We start from the raw sequence: 16,190 nt of genomic DNA on the forward strand, positions 1-16,190 counted from the left end.
AGGTCAATATGAGTCAAAAAATAGTTATAAAAGCAAATGTTAAACGCGAATTACAACAGAGCGTACCAACGGTAAGCTACGAGTGGAATTGGCGTCGTATTGTGAGTATTGCTATGTTGGTATTAATGACCTCTGCAGCAGTTGTTTATGGCTTAACCACCTCTGTTAATGCAGAGCAAGGTGAGCACCCAAATGAGCAGGAGCAATTCTTAAGTTTCAGCAGTAACGCTGAAAACCAAACAAGCTATGAGGTAATGGATGTTGAGCCTCAATCATCAGTAAACAATACCCCAGCTGAGTCTGCAGAGGTAACTCAAGCGAGTATTGAACCTTTGTTAGCTGAGCAAAATGAGACTCAACTAAGCATTTCAAGTAATACACCTGCCGAAGTAGACCTTGTAAATAATCCCCCGGCTTTGTTGGCTAACAACGATATTGTTACTGATCAAAGCGAAAGTATTAATACAGAGTTAAACTCAAACCTTGATAATGATGTGCAAGAAGAAACCGCAGAAGCCCAAAACGTAACTGAGCCTGCTAGTCAAAGTGACTTACTTTTAGAGTTAGAAAGTGATGATGGCGCATTGAGTGGCACTGAAGGTTTTTCCTCTACAGCACATGTGGCAAGTGTGGCATTGGGCGCGCAAATAGACACGGGTAAAATTAGTCGTGCGGTACTTACTCGTAAAGTAAGTAAGCGTGAGCCTACTAATGTGTTTGCTGCTGATATTAGGTTAAGCCAGTTTGAGGAAGGGTTATCGTTTTTTAGCGAGATTAAAAACCTTCAAGGCCAGCAAGTTAAGCATGTTTGGTCGTTTGAAGGTGAAACGATGGCTGAAATTACACTTAATGTTACTTCGCCTCGTTACAGAACGTACTCAACAAAAAATATAATGAACACACAAACAGGTCATTGGCGTGTTGATGTAGTTGATGAGCAAGGTAATTTAATTGCCCAAAAAGAATTTAGAATTTTAGCTGACTAAAACTGGCTAAACGCAGTAATTAATTGGATACCCCTATGACAGAAAAAACAAAATTAGTACGCATCGCAACGCGCAAAAGCGCTCTAGCACTTTGGCAGGCCGAATTTGTAAAAGCAGAGCTTGAGCGTTTTCATGCAGATGTGCGCGTAGAATTAGTCCCAATGTCGACGCAAGGGGATATAATTTTAGATACGCCATTGGCTAAAATTGGCGGTAAAGGCTTATTTGTTAAAGAACTAGAGCAAGCAATGTTAGATGGCCGAGCTGACATTGCCGTACATTCTATGAAAGATGTGCCAGTAGAGTTTCCTCAAGGGCTAGCACTGCATACTATTTGTGAGCGTGAGGATCCACGCGATGCGTTTGTATCAAACAATTTTGCTAATTTAAGTGAGCTACCACAAGGCGCTATTGTTGGTACTTCGAGCCTACGCCGCCAGTGCCAAATTAAGGCACTTCGCCCTGATTTAGATATTCGTGATTTACGCGGCAATGTAAATACGCGTTTAGGTAAATTAGATGACGGCCAATATGATGCTATTATTTTAGCGGCTGCAGGGCTTATTCGTTTAGAAATGGAGTCGCGTATTGCTGACTACATTGAGCCAGAAGTGTCATTACCAGCAAATGGTCAAGGCGCTGTAGGTATTGAATGTCGTATTGATGATGAAGTAACCAAAGCATTACTTGCACCACTTGAGCATACACAAACACGTATTCGCGTAAATGCAGAGCGTTCGATGAATCGCTATTTAGAAGGTGGTTGCCAAGTTCCTATTGGTGCTTATGCATTGGTTGATGGCGAACAAGTGCATTTACGTGGTTTAGTTGGTGCTGTTGATGGCAGCGAAATTTTACGTGACGAAGTAACAGGCCATGTAAATGACGCAGAAAAACTAGGTATTGAGCTTGCTAAAAAATTACTAGCTCAAGGTGCAGACAAAATATTAGCTGAAGTTTATAGAGACGCATAAATGACACATATTCTGATAACTCGGCCCGAAGGAAAAGGCGCAGCCCTTGCACAGCAACTTGAGCAAGCGGGTTATCAGGCGTCTTTATTTCCGGTATTAAAAATAACGCATTTAACACCCTCCAGCACTGAGCTTAGTCCGCTATTAAATGCAGATAAAATAATATTTATATCACAAGATGCAGTCAGTGCACTTTCGCAATTAAAACCAGATATAAATACCAAAGCGCAGTTTTATGCGGTTGGACAACAAACAGCCGATGTTATATATGAGCAATTTGGTATGCGCGCAGCAGTACCAAAGCAGTATGATTCAGAAGGGTTACTTGCCCTTAAATCACTCGCCGAGGTGGATGGCAGTAATATAGTATTAGTTAAGGGCCAAGGTGGCCGCCCTGAGTTAGCTAAAACGCTCAAAGAGCGCGGTGCTTTTTTAAATAATTGTGTTGTGTACAAACGTGAACCGACAGAGAGTATCACCCCTAACTGGACAGACCACTGGAAAAGCCAGAATGTACACGGTATAGTCATAACAAGTAATGCAGCAGTTGATGCTATATTTAAAAGCCTTACTGCACACCAACTACAATGGTTACAACAGTGCCGATTTTATGTTGCTAGCGAGCGTATAGCCGCTTATTTAAAGCTGCAACAGGTAAGTTCGGCTAATATACACATTGCAGCAGGGGCTAGCGATAATGCTATGTTTACCTGCATAAATCAGCAAGGTAGCAACATGAGCGAACAGTCAAAGCCAGTAACGGCAGAAAAAGCCACACCAACAATAGCTAACACGACCTCTGCTAAATCAACTAAGCAAGAGCCTACAGCTACAAAAAATACGGCAGACAAAAGTAAACAAAAAATAAGTAAGGTTGCAGTACTTGCGCTTCTTATTTCGTTAATTGTGGCCTCTGGTGTTGGATACGAGTTTTATCAAAAATTAAATGCTGGTAAGGCGCAAAACCTAGCCGTTAATGAGTTAAGCGAGCAAAATAAGTTACTCACCCAGGAGCTGCAAGCACTTAAATCGGCGCAATCTAATTTGCAACAAGCGCTGTTTAATAGTGAAGAAAAAGTTGCCGCAGCCCTAAATGAAAGTGCAGTTCAAAATCAGCAAGAACTAAAAGCGGCTTTGCAAAAGGCGCAGCAACAAGGCTCATCGTTAAACCCGCAAGAAGTAACCAGCTTACAGCGTATGGCTGAGTTTAAACTATGGGCTGAAAAAGACTACCAAGGCACTAGTGCTGTTTTAAAGCGCTTAGATGGATTACTTAGTGAGCATCCAGGAACAGTTGAAGTTCGCCAAGCGATTATGCAAGACATACAAACACTTGATAGCCTTAAACCTGTTGCAACAGAGGCTATTTATTTACAGCTAAACAGCGTACTAAGCAGTATTGATGACTTAGTTTTTAATGCAGTTAATTTACCAGAAGAAGCGGCTACAATAGATGAAAATGCTTTAAGTGGTGACGTGAGTGATTGGCAGCAAAACTTGAGTAATAGCTGGAATAAAATTGTGGATAGCTTTATTACTATTCGTCAGCACGAGGGTGTTTCCATTGAGCCATTACTGACGGATCAAGAGCGCCATTTAATAAATCAACGAATCAAGCTTAATATAACTCAGGCACAAGATGCACTTATGAGTAAGCAGGCGAGTATTTTCTTTAGCGCCTTAAGTGAAGCAAAACGTTTAGTTGGTGAGTACTTTAAGCAAGACGATGATACAACTAAAACGGTACTTAAAGCGTTGTCTAAACTTGAAAAAGAGCAGCTTAACTTTAATCCAAAAGTAACCTTAAACAGTACACAAAAGGTTAAGGAGTGGGCGCAATGATGGGGCTAATTATTTTAATTGTAGCTATTGTTGTTGTACTAGCGGTTACTCCATTCGTTCTAGATGAAAAAGGTTATGTACTTATTTCATTTAACAATACGACGATAGAAGGCACGATAGTATCGTTTTGTATAATGGCAGTCATTACCGCTGTTGTTTTATATTTAACATATAAGTTAATTCGTTATTTATTATCGATTTATCATAATACTAAGCATGGCTTTTTTGCACGTAGCCAAGAGCGCAAACAAGCAGCTATTGAGCAGGCTCTTTGGAGTGCTATTAATGATGATTACGAGCACGTAGAACAGGCTTTATCGGGTAATAGCGTACCAGATAAGTTTGAAGATATTCGCTTAGCATTACTTGCAAAAGCAGCGCTTGCTAATAATCAAACAGATAAAGCACTTGAGCGTTTATTTGAAATAAGCCCAGAGCATCAATTAAAAGTAGCAAAGCTATGGTTGGCAAGTGGCGATAGTAGCGCGATTGAATCACAAATGCGTATTAGCGCAGAAGCTAAAAAAGCCACCGCACTTGAGTTAAAACTTTATGCAGAAGTATTAGTACAGCAACAACACTTTAGTGCGCTGGAAGACTTTTTGCCGCGTTTACTGCGCAAAAAAGCACTTACTGATGCACAGTGGACGCAGTTATTTAGTGCTTATTTTAGTGCGTTAGATGCAGACAAGCTGAGTGAAAAATATAAACAGCTGCCTAAAAAGCTGCAAGCTCATGCCCACACCGCATATTTAATGCAAATGGCGCAAGCAGGTCAATTGGCTGTTATTGAAAGTGACTTAATTAAAATGGTTAAGCACAATGAGCAACACTTAGAGCTTGCCAATATATTAAGTAAAGCAACAGCAGCCGATGCAGCTAAGTTGCAAATAAGTATTCAAGAACGGCTTAAGAAGGATGATTCAAATAATTCACTATTACTTGCGCTAGCTTGCCTTGCTAATGCTAAGGGTGATTATGACTTAGCAGCTAGAATTTTTGATAAAGCACTGAATAGTGAAAATAAAAAACAGTTCTCTGAACAAGCTGTGTTGAGTTATAAAAATAGTGCACAGGCAGAAAAGGCGCTCGTTTTATATCAATAAATGACTACACTATAACTACTTAGCATTTTTTGTAGTTCAGGAGCACAAGCTTTGAGAAAGTTTTTAATATTAACCCTTAGCTTGGCTTGTGCTTACTTCTTTACAGGATACTTTAGCAACTCACTTCTTTCTGTAGATGGCTATGCGGTCGCCTCCTGGCCGCCCTCAGGAATTGCTTTAGCGAGCTTTTTAATTTGGGGACGTAAGTCATTTATTGGCCTTATTATTGGGGCTTTTTGTACTAACTTAATTCACCTTGAACGCACCGTAGATATTTTTCATTTTATTGTGCTTTTACAAGCTATAGGCATTACTTTAGCCTCTGTTTTACAGGCTTGGATTGGCCGACAAATTATAGTGAATGTTATAAAAGCGCCGTTGGATTTATCTTCTTTAAAACACAGTGTTCAAAGCTTAATAGTAGCGGGGCCAATATGTTGTGTTATTGCTGCAGGTGTAGGAACAAGTTTATTAGCATTGAATAATGTGATTCCGACCAATGCTATTTTTGATAACTTTATAGCATGGTGGATTGGCGACAGTATTGGCGTACTTATATTTACACCTTTAGTACTCGCCGCTTTTAATTACACACAAGTACGCCACCGTATGCTGGTAATTTTACCCTCGCTATTAATTTACATACTGATCAGCGTTAGTTTTTATGGCGCTGCTAGTGTTAAAAAAGAAAAAGATATTCAAAAGCAAGAAGCCAAAATACTTTCTGTGCAAAATGCTATAAGCCAAAAGCTCGATGGTATTACTGCTCATTTAGGCTTATTAGCTACATATTTTGCTAGTAGTAGTGACGTGGATTTTAAAGAGTTTAAACAATTTACTTCAAAGCAGTTGGGCTACAGCCAAGAAATTCTGGCTTTTGAATGGATACCTTATATACCAGCAAATAAACTCGCAGATTTTGAAACACATGAAAATCCAGCCACAGGCAAACCTCTATATATAAAAGAAAAGTCACTAGATGGAGCTTGGCAACCAGCAGGTACGCGTAGTAATTACTTTCCAGTAAAGTACGTATATCCCTTAAAAGGTAATGAAGATGTTTTAGGGTTTGATTTAGCTTCTAGTAAAGTAAGAGGTGCAGCGCTTAGCAAAGCGAAAGAGCTTAATGAACTTGCACTAAGTGAGCCAATTAACTTGGTCCAAAATACAGCCGAACACGGTGTGCTTTTTTTATATCCTGTTTTTAGAGAGTCCTCTACCGAAGATGATTTTCAAGGCTTTGTGGCAGCGATAGTCAGTCTGAAACGCTTATCGCAAACACTATTATTTGATCACAACAACTCAATTTCAGCTAGTTTTTTTGATACAACGGTATCAGGGAAAAAGCAGGCAATTTATATTGCAGATACCGCTAATTCGCAAGCGCTATTTAAAGAATATCAATTGTTGATTGGCAAACGCATGTGGCAGGTTGAGTTATATGAGCCAATAGTTAGAACGTCTTGGTTAGTATATTGGCTTGCACAAATAGTAGGTATGTTGTTTGTGTGGTTACTGATTACATTTTTGATTTCAGTTACTGGTACAAACATACAAATTCGCGAACAAGTGGCCAAGCAAACACATACACTACGCAAAGAAAAACAAAAAGCAGATGAAGCGAGTCATATAAAGGGGCAGTTTTTAGCAAACATGAGCCACGAAGTCCGCACCCCTATTAACGGTATAAAAGGGCTGCATTATTTAGCGCTCCAGCAAAACGATTGGCAACAAGCTAGAAGTTACATAGAGCAAGCAGATGGGGCACTTGGTGTTTTACTGAGGGTATTAAACGATGTGCTCGACTTTTCAAAAATGGAAGCAGGCAAGCTAGACTTAATGCAAGAGCCTATTAATGTAGCGAGTTTAGCTGATGAAATGCTTAATTTACTTCAATTTGAGGCTGATATTAAATCAATAAAGTTAAGTCTCGATTTTGATAAAACATCAAATTTGGTCATTAATACCGATCCAATCCGCTTAAAACAAGTGCTGCTGAACCTGCTCAATAATGCGGTTAAATTTACAGGGGAAGGTGAAATCACTCTGAAAATTTGGCAATCGAAAAAAATGACTTATTTTAGTATTAACGATACGGGTATTGGTATTAGTAGCGAAGCACAAAAACAATTGTTTAAACCGTTTGCACAAGCTGATAGCTCAACCTCACGCCAATATGGTGGTACAGGCTTAGGGTTAAGTATTTGCAAAAAACTGGTTGAGTTAATGGGTGGTGCAATTGATTTAGTTAGTTATGAAGGTAAAGGCTCTACATTTACATTTAGTTTGCCGCTAATATCGCCTTTACCAAAGGCAGAGCAAATTCAGCAGCAATACAACGAAATAGACGTAAGTACATTATCATTTACAGGCTATAAATTACTTTTAGTAGAAGATAATCCACTTAATCAGCATGTTGCTAATGCTATTTTAAAAACGAAAGGCTGTATTGCCGACATTGCTAACGATGGTTTTGAAGCCATAGAAAAGCTAGCCGAAAATAGCTATGACATTGTTCTTATGGATATTCAAATGCCAAAAATGGATGGACTCAAAGCAACAAAAGTAATTCGTCGTGATTTAGAGTTAATTGATTTACCCATAATAGGGCTATCGGCGAACGCCCATGACGAGGACGTTAAAAAGGCACTAGCCTGTGGAATGAATGGCTATATTACCAAACCTATTGATGCAAATACGCTTTTTAAAACTCTTTGGCATCACTTATCAGGAAAATAGGCTATATCATTTTTTTGCACAAAAAGCAGACATATGACCGCTAAAACTTACCGCAAATCATATAGACTTGAAAAATAACTGTATCTGCGTATCATGCGCGCAAATTTAACTAAACTGGGTTGCTATTATGATCAATAGAAAATTACCTTTGCTAGATATTCACCGCCATTTAGACGGTAATGTACGTGCGCAAACCATATTAGAACTTGGTCGACAGTTTAATATAGAGCTACCTGCAGATAACGTTGAAGCATTAATCCCTCATGTTCAAGTTATTGATCCTGAACCAAACCTCATGGCTTTTTTACAAAAGTTAGATTGGGGAGTTACTGTGCTTGGCGACTACGATGCGTGTAGACGTATCGCAATTGAAAACATTGAAGATGCACAAGCACAAGGTCTTGATTATGTGGAGCTTCGATTTAGCCCTTACTACATGGCACAAAGCCAAGGTTTACACCCAGAAGGCGTTGTAGAGGCAGTTGTTGATGGTATTAAATCAGCAACAAAGGGCGCAAATATAAAAGCTAACTTGATTGGTATTTTATCGCGTACTTATGGCGTAAAAACGTGTCAAAAAGAGCTTGATGCATTACTCGCATTTAAAAATGATTTAGTCGCTGTTGATTTAGCCGGTGACGAAATTGGCTTCCCGGGTGAGTTGTTTGTAGAGCACTTTAAACAAGTACGAAATGCGTATTTAGCTTCGACTATTCATGCTGGAGAAGCACTTGGTGCTCCAAGTATTTGGCAAGCAATTAATGAGTTGGGTGCGAGCAGAATAGGGCATGGCGTTAAAGCAATTGAAGATCCAAAACTAATGGATTATTTACGCGATAACCGTATTGGTATTGAGTCATGCTTAACAAGTAATATTCAAACCAGTACAGTAAACGATTTAACTAAGCACCCACTTAAACAGTTTTTAGATCATGGTATTTTAGCGTGTATTAATACTGATGATCCTGCGGTTGAAGGTATTGAAATTGAGTATGAATATACCGTTGCTGCACCTAAAGCAGGCTTATCTCAAGCTGATATGGAAAAAGCCCAAAAAAATGCGTTAGAAATAGCATTTTTAAGCGATGGCGATAAAAAAGAACTTTTAGCACTCGTTAGCGCACGTTAATGTAAGAGCATTAAAAATGCCGCTTTATATAAGCGGCATTTTTGTATCTGCAATTTAGTGTGTTTGGCAGCTTATGTAATTATCGTAAAGTGCTTTAAGTACATCTGCTCGGCTGATCATACCGATTACTTTAATGCCCTCTACAACAGGGTAGTTTTTTGGTTTACCAGGCTGCATCTGCTGTGCAAGCTCAATAATGTTGGTATCGCCGCTGACGGTCACTACCTCTGTTTGCATAAGCTGCGATACTTTAACCATCCCATCACAAAAATAACTGCTTTGCGTAAGTGGTTGTAACAGCTCTTGCTCTGATATAAATCCAACTAAGCATTTATCTTTATCAAATACTGGTGCGCCAAGTAGTTTAAATTTTTGTAGTTCTGCTATGGCTGTCGTCATTTCTGTATCTGGTGTGATATTTGGCAACTTGCGTTGCATAAAATCTTTTACTTTTGTATTTAGCATTTGGGTCTCTCCCGCTGATGTTCTATACAAAGTATGGTTTATAGATAGGGATTTAGGAAATTGTTTATATTGATGGAGTTGATAGGTTTTAACTATTAAATATTTATTGTTATAAAAATAAAGGCACCGATTAGGTGCCTTTATTTATAACTGAAAGTAAATTTCAATTATTTGATAAATGCGAATGCATCTGCGTACATGTTTTCACGAATTGCACCATGAGTAATAAAGTCATCACGGACAATACCTATCATGTCAAAACGACCTGCCATATAAATATCGTATGGTTCTAGTGACACAATATCTTGCATTACTGCTTTGTGTACGTAGCCAGTGTGTCCTTGCCAATTAGCAGATGGATTTTCTACTACAGGAATAAACTTAAAGTTCTCATGGCTATCTGCCCATGCTTGCATTTCTGTGTGTGCGTATAAAGCAGATTCTTCTTTTACGCCCCAGTAAAACAACACAGGACGGTCGCATTTTATTTCAGCTAAATGATCAGCCATTGATTTTGCGTATGAAAAACCAGTACCACCGGCGAGTAAAATAATAGGGCGCTCACATTGCAGGCGCAACTGTGAAATACCCAAGCCAGCTTCAATGTCTACTAACTGCCCTGTGGTATGGGCGTTTCGTAAATGCTCTAACGATTGCATTGCATACGAATCGGCACCTGAGGCGCCAATATGCAGTTCTATTGCATCGCACTGTGAAGGGCGACTAGCTATAGAAAAAGCACGTTTGTCTTTTTCGCCTAATACGAGTTGCATGTATTGGCCAGCTTCAAAGGTCACAGGTTGTTGTGGCTTTAAAATTACTTTATGAACAAATTCTGTAAGTGGGCTGATAGCTACAACTTCAGCTTTTAATGTTTGCATTTTTTACCTTTTAGCAGCGCTTGTAACAGCAGATACGCAATCGAATAGCTCGATTCTAGCATATCTGCAGGGTTATTTTATAGCCTGATATGTACTTACATATAAACACTTAAACAATATTAAGGCTTTCCCAAATATCATCTACACGGTCTTTGGTGTCTTTATCCATAACAATAGGCTCGCCCCATTCGCGGGTGGTTTCGCCAGGCCATTTATTGGTAGCATCCATTCCCATTTTTGAACCAAGACCTGAGACTGGTGATGCAAAATCGAGATAATCAATAGGTGTGTTTTCTATTAATGTTGTATCACGCGCTGGATCCATTCGGGTTGTTATAGCCCAAATAACATCTTCCCAATCGCGGGCGTTAACATCGTCATCGCAGACGATTACAAATTTGGTGTACATAAACTGACGTAAGAACGACCAAACTCCCATCATCACGCGCTTTGCATGGCCTGGATATTGTTTTTTCATTGTTACAATCGCCATACGATATGAGCACCCTTCAGGCGGAAGGTAAAAGTCGACAATTTCAGGGAATTGCTTTTGTAGTATCGGCACAAACACTTCATTAAGTGCCACACCTAAAATAGCAGGCTCATCAGGCGGACGGCCAGTAAATGTGCTGTGATAAATAGGTTCTTTACGATGCGTTAAATGAGTGACCGTCATTACTGGAAAGTCATCGACTTCATTATAGTAACCGGTATGGTCACCATAAGGGCCTTCTGGCGCCATTTCACCAGGCATTATGTAACCTTCAAGTACTATTTCTGCACTGGCAGGGACTTGTAGGTCATTTGAAATAGATTTTACAACTTCGGTTCTGCTGCCACGTAATAAGCCAGCGAATGCATATTCGCTTAGAGTGTCAGGTACAGGCGTTACGGCACCTAATATAGTGGCAGGATCGGCACCTAATGCTACCGATACAGGGTAGGGTTGCCCTGGGTTTTCTTTGCACCATTCTTGAAAATCAAGCGCGCCACCACGATGTGACAACCAGCGCATAATTATTTTATTTTTGCCTAATAATTGCTGGCGATAAATACCTAAATTTTGGCGCTTTTTATAAGGCCCTTTAGTAACGGTAAGGCCCCATGTGATTAATGGCGCTGCATCACCTGGCCAGCAATGCTGAATAGGTAATTTAGTTAAATCTACATCATCACCTTCTAAAACTACTTGTTGGCAAGGCGCTTTTTTTACTTCTTTTGCAGGCATATTAAGCACTTGCTTAAAAATAGGTATAGCGCCTAGAGCTTCTTTAATACCCTTTGGTGGATCAGGTTCTTTTAAAAAAGCGAGTAGCTTACCCACTTCGCGAAGCTCGCTAACATCTGTTTGGCCCATGCCCATTGCTACGCGTTTTGGTGTACCAAATAAGTTGGTAAGTACCGGCATATCGTAGCCTTTTGGGTTTTCAAATAATAACGCAGGGCCTTTTGCACGCAATGTGCGATCAGATATTTCGGTCATTTCAAGATACGGGTCGATTTCTTGGGTGATACGTTTAAGTTCGCCTTTTTTTTCAAGCAAATCGATAAAATCACGTAGATCTTTATATTTCATTGTGGGCCGCTATTAAGCAAAAGAGTTAAAGTATTATACCCATTTCATGCAAGGCAAGTCATTACTTGCACTTAAAACTTAAAGCGCTCTACGGCACTCGTTAAAGAGTGTGCAAGTTGGTTTACGTCTTCACTTTCGCTTGCTAGGGTTGTCGCGTTTTGGGCATTCAAGGTTGCTTGCTCTGTCACCTTTGCCATTATTTGTTGAATGTCGCCACTGTTAGTCAATTGCTCATGTGATGCATGAGCAATTTGCTCACTCATCTGATTAACAGACAACAATGTGCTTTTAATACGCTCTACGGCTTTATTTAGTTCAGTGCTGTTTTTAACACATTGCTTGGCTTGGTGTTGGCCATCAGTAATGTGTTCTTGAGTTGTTTTAGTGTGTTGTTGCAATGTTTGGATCATGGTGTTTATTTCGCTAGTCGAGGTTTGTGTACGTGCAGCTAATGATCGAACCTCATCAGCAACTACAGCAAACCCGCGTCCGTTTTCACCCGCTCGCGCTGCTTCAATTGCAGCATTAAGTGCAAGTAAGTTAGTCTGCTCGGCAATGCTACTAATTGTTTCAACAATGGCTTCAATAAGCTGAGTGTACTGTGCGAGCTCTTCTGTGCTGCCTACTGCTTTATCAAGACGCTGCAATAAAGTTTCTATACTTAGACTATTTTGATTAGCAATCTCGTTTACATCATTTGCAAATTGCGATGCGTTTGTTATTTCACTTGACGTTTTATCTGCTTGCTCATAAACCGCTTGTGAGTTGGTTAGCATATTGTGTGCAAGCGATGTTGCCTGCGCGCTTCGCTCTAACTGCTGTTGTGCAACAACCGTCATTTGCTGACCTTTTTCACTGGTTTTAATAGCGCTGCGGTCTAGCTCGTGGGCGTCACTACTAATCGCACCAATTAGGTTAGTAAGGTCTTCACTGAGTTTATTTATGTTATTTAGCAAAGTACCAAATTCATCCTTACTACGTGGGTGGCTTCGCTTTGATAAATCACCTGAGGCGATTCGGGCTAAATCGCGGTTTACTTTTTTAAGCGGTTTTAGCATTGCGCGAGTTGTAAAAATAGAGATAGCGATAATCAATATAATTAAAACAATCGTAATAATTACTACAGAACTAATCCCTGTATTTATGGCGGCCTTTGCATTAGTTTGTAAGGAATTAAAGCGCTCATCAGCCAATTTATTAAGTTCAATAAGCTGATCTTCTGTTGTTATAAATTGCTGTTGAAAGTGTTCAAAATTTTGAGCCGCAGCAATAGCACTTTTGAGTACTTTATTTTGTTGGGCATAAATTCCTGTATCGTTGTTAAGTAACTCTCTTAATTGATTAAACTTAGCCGTTAAATTTTTAGCATTAAACGCATTATTAAAAGGTAGCGCTTGTTGCTCTAAATAGGTGAAATTAGGTTGGATGTTATCTAGTAGAAATAGGGTATCTTGCTGATGGCTATTTAAATCATTGATAGTGGTAGTTTGAGTAATGCTTTTTATATTATTGCTTAAGTTAAACAATAAATCGTCTATACGGGTCGCTGTTCCAAACATAGCATTAAGTAACGCCTGCTGTTTTACAGGCACTTCTAAAAGTTCTATATCAAGTAAGTTAGAACTTAAATTGTAAAGTTGCTCGTTAAACGTTGCTGATAATTCTATGGTGGAATTTTGCGCTACAAACTTACGCTCTTTAGCGCTAAACATTGCGACACTTACTTCAGTCAGTTGCTCGAAACCTGCGTTGGTACTGGTGAGTAAATTTTGCATTGTTATTTGTTGATTTAGTTGAGTGCTTAACAAATTGAGCATATCGCTAAATTGTTGTTGCTCAACTTGCGCCTGTTTTTTATTTTGTTGAAGTAAATCAAGGTTTGCTTGGCTGTAAGCTAAGGCGTTAAATTTGGTAATAGACAGTAATGATAGCCTTAAATCTTTGCTGAACTGTTGTACCGGAACCGCTAATTTTTCGGTTCGGGTATTGTTAACGCTAATTTTGTTTAATGACCAATAAAAAAATACACTACTTGTTAGCACCAATATGCCAATGGCTGTAAAGGCTAAAATTATTTTATGTTTGATCGCAATTGAACGCATAACTTCATCACAATAATGGGTCTTTAATTATTGTAGCATTATTGTAATTTATTGGTTGTTTTTATGTTAAACCTTGGTGCACTGTCTTTTTTTACCAGCAATGATTAACATGGCTTCATTACCCTTACCCCAAAACAGTACCTCTTCACTTATATATTTATTCCCTGATGCACTTTTTTCGTGATTAAGTACATGCACTTTATTGTTAAAGATAAGTTCGGCTTCAGAATTATTAATAATATTGAGTTTTACGCTCTTATCATCGCATTGGTAAGCAGTACTGGTTTTTAAATCACTACATGCGGTTAAGCTTAGTAAAATAGCGATTAATGCTAAATATACTTTCATTTTTCCTCCCATCTTCTTTAAACGTTAGTTAAAACACAGGGCAAAATTTTAATCTAATGTAAGAATAACAAAGCAAAATTAACCGTTGGTGAAAGTAGCGCTTTAAGTTATGTTTATAGCAATATTTTTTGAGCTCGGAAGCTTTATGGCAGGCACTAACCTTTTAACGTTATTAGATGATATAACCACTTTACTTGATGACATTGCGACAATGAGTAAGGTAGCAACAAAAAAAACAGCAGGTGTATTAGGCGATGACTTAGCGCTCAATGCACAGCAGGTTACAGGTGTAGCTGCAGAGCGTGAATTACCGGTTGTTTGGGCTGTGGCAAAGGGCTCATTTTTAAATAAAGCGATACTCGTACCCGCTGCTTTATTAATAAGCGTATGGCTGCCTTGGTTAATAACACCGCTTTTAATGATGGGTGGTTTGTTTTTATGTTTTGAGGGAGCTGAAAAAGTATTTGCTAAGTTTTTGCCTCATCACAATGAAGTGGTAGATGAAGATGAAAAATTAGATTTAGTTGAGTATGAAAAACAAAAAATAAAAGGGGCAATAAGAACCGACTTTATTCTTTCTGCCGAAATTATTGTTATTACTTTAGGCACTGTGGCAGGCGCTACATTACTTAACCAAGCTTTAGTGCTTTGTGTTATCGCAATTATAATGACGATTGGCGTTTATGGCTTAGTGGCCGGTATTGTAAAGCTGGATGATGCCGGGCTTTATTTACTCAACCAATCAAAGGTAACAGCTAATAAATTTAAAGAATTACTTGGGAAAGGCTTACTCGCAGCAGCGCCTAGGTTGATGCAGTTTTTAGCATTTGCGGGCACCATCGCGATGTTTTTAGTAGGTGGCGGGATTTTAGTACATGGTGTTGAGTTACTGCATCATACTCAAGTCGATGTAACAAACTATGCCCAATCTGTTGCTGGCGGTACAGGAGAAGTATTAGCTCCTCTATTGTTTGATGGTTTGCTAGGCGTGATTGCTGGCTTAGTTGTCGTGCTTATACATGTAGGTTATACAAAGTTATTTAAAAAATAATTCCAAGCTGGCGTACTTGTTGCGCCAGCTATATTGAAATTCACTCATTCACAGCTAGCTATTTTACAAAGAGATTCCAATTCAAATTGTGCTTTAGTATTTTTTTGCTCAATGGCCTTTTTATACCAATAAATAGCTTGCTGTTGATCCTGATCTATTCCCTGACCATCACGATACATTTGCGCTAAATTTAATTGCCCCCATTGAGAGCCCGCTTCAGCAGCTTGTTTAAAGCTATTAAATGCTTCAACAAACAAACCATCTTTAAAATAAATAATGCCTTGTTGATTGTTTTTATCGAGCTTTAAGCCTTTATATAGTGGCTTAGGTTTGGGAGGATGCATCACAAACCCACCATAAAGGATGTTGGCATAAGGGCGCAGTACGTCGTAAATAGCTTCGTCTTTATACAAACGCTTTACTTCATCACGAGGGAGGGTGATTGTTTTAGTGGAAAAGTAATTGTCTTGAATTAGCTGGCTAGTACGCATTGCCAAAGTAATACTATTATTACGTTTATAGCTGTAGTTGCTTATCTGAAAGGTAATAAATTGTTCGTCAAAATTTAAAACTTGAGCAATTCTTAAATTGGTTAGGGTCCAGGGCTCGTGTGTAAATTTGTCGGCGTGTACTAAGTAGGTATCATATATTTTAGGCGCATTTAAATAGCCTTCCTTTCGAGTCTCGCTATTAAGGTGCTGTTGATAAAAAAATAAAACAATCCAAAGTAATAAAAATACACCAATAAAGTATTTAGGTAGGCTTAGTTTTTCTATTAACGGTAGTTGCGTTATTTTTACAGGTTCGCTTTTTCCGCATTGATAGCACTCGCGTTTATAACTTAATTTTAAGGCAAGCATAGGTAAAATGCTAAATCGTAAATAGCGGCTTTTATTTAGTAAATGGTAGGCGTCGCTTTGACAATGAGGGCAGCGTGTTGTTTGTGCAAAATGTGGAAATGATTCACTCGTGTTGAAAAGTAACATAAAGC

13 protein-coding genes are annotated in these 16,190 nt (G+C 38.9%); 7 read left to right on the forward strand and 6 right to left on the reverse strand.

The window, feature by feature from the left end; translation table 11 throughout:
* Positions 1-8: 8 nt before the first annotated feature.
* The 6 genes from H5089_RS14830 to add all read left to right on the forward strand — a co-directional run bounded on the left by H5089_RS14830 (position 9) and on the right by add (position 8,776).
* Positions 9-986: a DUF2914 domain-containing protein gene (locus H5089_RS14830; RefSeq protein WP_182712536.1), complete on the forward strand. Its 978-nt coding sequence runs from the start codon at positions 9-11 to the stop codon at positions 984-986.
* A 35-nt stretch (positions 987-1,021) separates the two neighbouring features.
* Positions 1,022-1,960 carry a hydroxymethylbilane synthase gene (hemC, locus tag H5089_RS14835; protein WP_024594617.1) on the forward strand — a complete coding sequence of 313 codons (939 nt, stop codon included), beginning with the start codon at positions 1,022-1,024 and terminating at the stop codon, positions 1,958-1,960.
* Entirely contained in the window at positions 1,961-3,802 is a 1,842-nt protein-coding gene (locus H5089_RS14840) for a uroporphyrinogen-III synthase (protein ID WP_182712537.1), read from the forward strand.
* A complete protein-coding gene (locus H5089_RS14845) occupies positions 3,799-4,908 on the forward strand; it encodes a heme biosynthesis HemY N-terminal domain-containing protein (protein WP_182712538.1) in 1,110 nt (369 codons plus the stop codon). The genes H5089_RS14840 and H5089_RS14845 overlap by 4 nt, the downstream gene beginning before the upstream one ends.
* A 51-nt stretch (positions 4,909-4,959) precedes the next feature.
* Positions 4,960-7,647 carry a CHASE domain-containing protein gene (locus H5089_RS14850; RefSeq protein WP_182712539.1) on the forward strand — a complete coding sequence of 896 codons (2,688 nt, stop codon included), beginning with the start codon at positions 4,960-4,962 and terminating at the stop codon, positions 7,645-7,647.
* A gap of 127 nt (positions 7,648-7,774) precedes the next feature.
* On the forward strand, positions 7,775-8,776 hold the full coding sequence (gene add, locus H5089_RS14855; protein WP_002960964.1) for an adenosine deaminase: 1,002 nt from the start codon (positions 7,775-7,777) through the stop codon (positions 8,774-8,776).
* A gap of 54 nt (positions 8,777-8,830) precedes the next feature.
* On the opposite strand, the gene H5089_RS14860 is transcribed toward add, so the two are convergent.
* From H5089_RS14860 to H5089_RS14880, 5 genes are all read right to left on the reverse strand, one after another.
* Positions 8,831-9,241: a CBS domain-containing protein gene (locus tag H5089_RS14860; RefSeq protein WP_138489806.1), complete on the reverse strand. Its 411-nt coding sequence runs from the start codon at positions 9,239-9,241 to the stop codon at positions 8,831-8,833.
* A gap of 167 nt (positions 9,242-9,408) precedes the next feature.
* Entirely contained in the window at positions 9,409-10,122 is a 714-nt protein-coding gene (fre, locus tag H5089_RS14865; protein ID WP_149594663.1) for an NAD(P)H-flavin reductase, read from the reverse strand.
* Between the two features lie 109 nt (positions 10,123-10,231).
* Positions 10,232-11,698, reverse strand: coding sequence for a 4-hydroxy-3-polyprenylbenzoate decarboxylase (ubiD, locus tag H5089_RS14870; protein ID WP_182712540.1), 1,467 nt, complete (start codon positions 11,696-11,698; stop codon positions 10,232-10,234).
* A 71-nt stretch (positions 11,699-11,769) separates the two neighbouring features.
* Positions 11,770-13,800, reverse strand: coding sequence for a methyl-accepting chemotaxis protein (locus H5089_RS14875; RefSeq protein ID WP_182712541.1), 2,031 nt, complete (start codon positions 13,798-13,800; stop codon positions 11,770-11,772).
* A 66-nt stretch (positions 13,801-13,866) separates the two neighbouring features.
* Positions 13,867-14,148 carry an MliC family protein gene (locus tag H5089_RS14880; RefSeq protein WP_182712542.1) on the reverse strand — a complete coding sequence of 94 codons (282 nt, stop codon included), beginning with the start codon at positions 14,146-14,148 and terminating at the stop codon, positions 13,867-13,869.
* A 145-nt stretch (positions 14,149-14,293) separates the two neighbouring features.
* Here H5089_RS14880 and H5089_RS14885 point away from each other — a divergent pair, with 145 nt between their 5' ends.
* Positions 14,294-15,199, forward strand: coding sequence for a DUF808 domain-containing protein (locus tag H5089_RS14885; protein ID WP_182693858.1), 906 nt, complete (start codon positions 14,294-14,296; stop codon positions 15,197-15,199).
* A gap of 44 nt (positions 15,200-15,243) precedes the next feature.
* Here the strand turns inward: H5089_RS14885 and H5089_RS14890 are convergent, their stop codons facing one another.
* Entirely contained in the window at positions 15,244-16,185 is a 942-nt protein-coding gene (locus H5089_RS14890) for a tetratricopeptide repeat protein (RefSeq protein WP_182712543.1), read from the reverse strand.
* Positions 16,186-16,190 lie beyond the last annotated feature (5 nt).

It is taken from the genome of Pseudoalteromonas sp. SR45-1 (assembly GCF_014163655.1).
Classification (GTDB): domain Bacteria; phylum Pseudomonadota; class Gammaproteobacteria; order Enterobacterales; family Alteromonadaceae; genus Pseudoalteromonas; species Pseudoalteromonas distincta.

Excerpts from the sequence above, each read along its gene's own strand:
- H5089_RS14830 (WP_182712536.1), top strand. The coding sequence starts at position 9 with ATGAGTCAAAAAATAGTTATAAAAGCAAATGTTAAACGCGAATTACAA.
- hemC (WP_024594617.1), top strand. The coding sequence starts at position 1,022 with ATGACAGAAAAAACAAAATTAGTACGCATCGCAACGCGCAAAAGCGCT.
- H5089_RS14840 (WP_182712537.1), top strand. The coding sequence starts at position 1,961 with ATGACACATATTCTGATAACTCGGCCCGAAGGAAAAGGCGCAGCCCTT.
- H5089_RS14845 (WP_182712538.1), top strand. The coding sequence starts at position 3,799 with ATGATGGGGCTAATTATTTTAATTGTAGCTATTGTTGTTGTACTAGCG.
- add (WP_002960964.1), top strand. The coding sequence starts at position 7,775 with ATGATCAATAGAAAATTACCTTTGCTAGATATTCACCGCCATTTAGAC.
- H5089_RS14860 (WP_138489806.1), bottom strand. The coding sequence starts at position 9,241 with ATGCTAAATACAAAAGTAAAAGATTTTATGCAACGCAAGTTGCCAAAT.
- fre (WP_149594663.1), bottom strand. The coding sequence starts at position 10,122 with ATGCAAACATTAAAAGCTGAAGTTGTAGCTATCAGCCCACTTACAGAA.
- ubiD (WP_182712540.1), bottom strand. The coding sequence starts at position 11,698 with ATGAAATATAAAGATCTACGTGATTTTATCGATTTGCTTGAAAAAAAA.
- H5089_RS14875 (WP_182712541.1), bottom strand. The coding sequence starts at position 13,800 with ATGCGTTCAATTGCGATCAAACATAAAATAATTTTAGCCTTTACAGCC.
- H5089_RS14880 (WP_182712542.1), bottom strand. The coding sequence starts at position 14,148 with ATGAAAGTATATTTAGCATTAATCGCTATTTTACTAAGCTTAACCGCA.
- H5089_RS14885 (WP_182693858.1), top strand. The coding sequence starts at position 14,294 with ATGGCAGGCACTAACCTTTTAACGTTATTAGATGATATAACCACTTTA.
- H5089_RS14890 (WP_182712543.1), bottom strand. The coding sequence starts at position 16,185 with ATGTTACTTTTCAACACGAGTGAATCATTTCCACATTTTGCACAAACA.